Origin of the sequence: Thaumasiovibrio clandestinus, from assembly GCF_047250365.1 — a bacterium.
Classification (GTDB): Bacteria; Pseudomonadota; Gammaproteobacteria; order Enterobacterales; family Vibrionaceae; genus Thaumasiovibrio.
Window position 1 is genome coordinate 1 of record NZ_JBLBVL010000050.1, and the last position, 1,235, is coordinate 1,235.

General features: G+C 47.7%; 1 protein-coding gene. It reads right to left on the reverse strand.

Annotation, left to right across the window (positions count from 1 at the left end; translation table 11 throughout):
- Positions 1-1,235 (reverse strand): replication endonuclease (locus ACKLNH_RS20595; protein ID WP_413114133.1); only part of this gene is annotated, 1,235 nt, incomplete at both ends.

The window sequence follows — 1,235 nt, forward strand, 5'->3', positions numbered from 1 at the left end:
CGCAACCGCTTCATCGCCGTATCTGGTCTGCTTGGGTACATGGTCATCAAGCAACTCATCAAAGATTTGCGGCACATGGTAATGGGGGTAAATAGGGCGCACAGACCTTTTTACAAATATGCCGCCCATCGCGTGACAGAACGCCGCCCAATCTGAAGCATGTGCCGCTCGGCGACATTGCTCAACAGCGAAACGCTGTACTTCATCTAAGTCATTCAATTTTTCATCCTGTGATAAGTCGGCTTTGATTTTGCGCAGTTCGCGCCAAGTGGTAACAGATGGCAACCCGAAGAACTGAAACTGGCGAATGCCATTAACACGTGCCCAAGCAACAATGCGTTCAGCGGCCTCAATGCCAGACAGCGAGGTTTTGTTATCGGTAACGTTCAAACCATCTATAGACTTAGAGAGGTACTTAGCCACATAAGAAATGCCAGAGCCGCGAGCAAAATCGATGTCTTCAAAGGTAACGCGACGTTTCTTTGCACCTTTTTCTGTGCCGTCGACTTGTAAGCAGCGTTTAGTAAACGTCGCTTTAATCTCTTCGGTATGTTCAGGCAAGCAGTAAACGAGTAAATGCCAGTGTGGGCAGCCGTCGTGATGAGGTTCAACCGAGCGCATGCCGTAGAACTCAATGCCATTGTCATCAAAGTCACGACGTATATCCGCCCATGTTGAACACAGGTAATTTTGCGCGTCTTGGGTGGTTGGCTTTCCAGCCTCTAACCATGCGCGATTGGTGTTGCCTTTCGAGCTGCTGTGAAACTTACTCGGGCATGTCATCGTGATAAATAGGCAATCATGATTTTGCGCTTGTGCAATGGTGTCACAACCTTTTAAGCGCACGAACATTTCAGAGCGCCGAATATAGGGGTTACTCGTGGTTTTCTGTGCTAATTCAAACAGGGTAAATACGTTGCTTGGGTCATCTTCATCAATCGCAATTAAGTTTTCTAGCAACTGCTTATTCTTCTGTTGGCGATAGCGTTGACGGTAGACCGATTCACTAGAGCAGTATGCAACGTTGTGGTTGCCAACCAACTCTAAATCACGCGCAACACGTTCAAGGGTTTTGTTGGTGAGCTTACGCAATTGAAGGCGCCACCAATCCTCAGTACACGCACGACTAACCAACGGCATCAATTGACCTGTTTTGCGTCGTTCATCTACTTCGGTTTCATCAAAGGCAACACCGTATTCAGCCATGACAGACTGAACCGCGACAAATTGAAAGA